1 protein-coding gene is annotated in these 1109 nt (G+C 67.0%); it reads left to right on the top strand.

Annotated features, from left to right (window positions below; translation table 11 throughout):
* The first annotated feature begins 145 nt into the window (after window positions 1–145).
* Window positions 146–1084, top strand: coding sequence for an IS110 family RNA-guided transposase (locus AC1DWF_RS32310; protein WP_476786317.1), 939 nt, complete (start codon window positions 146–148; stop codon window positions 1082–1084).
* Window positions 1085–1109 lie beyond the last annotated feature (25 nt).

Genomic DNA, 1109 nt, shown 5'->3' with positions numbered 1-1109 from the left:
TAGCGGTGCGGTGGCGGACGGGAGACCGAAGTTCCTTTGGGACACCAAGCCCGTGGGAGAGCTTGGGTCTTCGTCCGCCGTTCCATCGACCCCGAACAGTCGCCAGGGCCGCAAGCGAAGCCCGATTAGGCAAGGATGGGAGAAGATGGACGCTGCTTTTGTCGTTGTAGGGATCGATGTCTCGAAGGAGCGGCTCGACATTCATGTCCTGCCCTCGGGCGAGCGTTTTGCCGTCGGCAATAACGATGCCGAGGTGATGGAGCTCTGCACCCGGCTCGGTCGGCTSGGGCCGGAGCGGGTGGCGCTCGAGGCGACGGGCGGGCTGGAGACACTGGCGGTGGCGACCCTGTCGGGCGCCGGGCTGCCGGTGGTGGTGGTCAATCCAGCACAGGTGCGCGCCTTCGCCGGAGCACTCGGCAAGCGCGCCAAGACCGACGCGATCGATGCGGCGGTGATTGCCGCCTTCGTTACCGCCACCCGGCCCGAGCTGCGGCCTCTGCCCGACGCCGAGGCCAGGGCGCTGGCCGATCTGGTGGCGCGGCGGCGGCAGATCGTGCAGATGATCGTCGCCGAACAGAACCGCGCTCGCAACGCAACCGCCCGGGAAACCCGCAAGAGCATCAAGCGGCTGCTTTCGGCGTTGCAGCGCGAACTCGCCAGCCTCGATGCCGACATGGACGACCACATCCGCAAGTCGCCGCTGTGGCGCATCAAGGAGAAGCTGCTGACTTCGGTGAGTGGCGTCGGTCCAACGGTGGCCAGGACCCTGATTGCCGAGCTGCCCGAACTCGGCCGTCTCGACCGCCGCCAGATCGCCGCACTTGCCGGCCTTGCTCCCTTCACCCGCCAGTCCGGCCAATGGCGCGGCAAGAGCTTCATCGGCGGCGGCAGGACGCGCGTCCGCGCCGCACTGTTCATGGCAGCCCTTGTCGCCGCACGTCACAACCCTGTCCTCAAGGCCTTCCGCGACAGGCTCGTTGCCGCCGGCAAGCCCAAGATCGTCGCCATCGTCGCGACAATGCGCAAGCTCCTCACCATCCTCAACGCCATGATCCGGGACCAAAAACCATGGCAAACCGCTTGACCGCCAAGACAGTCGCTCTCCCCGT

The sequence above is a fragment of the Aminobacter sp. P4_D5 genome (genome assembly GCF_056401815.1).
The sequence above is the reverse complement of the archived record's forward strand: the minus strand, read 5'-3'. Positions and strand labels throughout refer to the sequence as shown.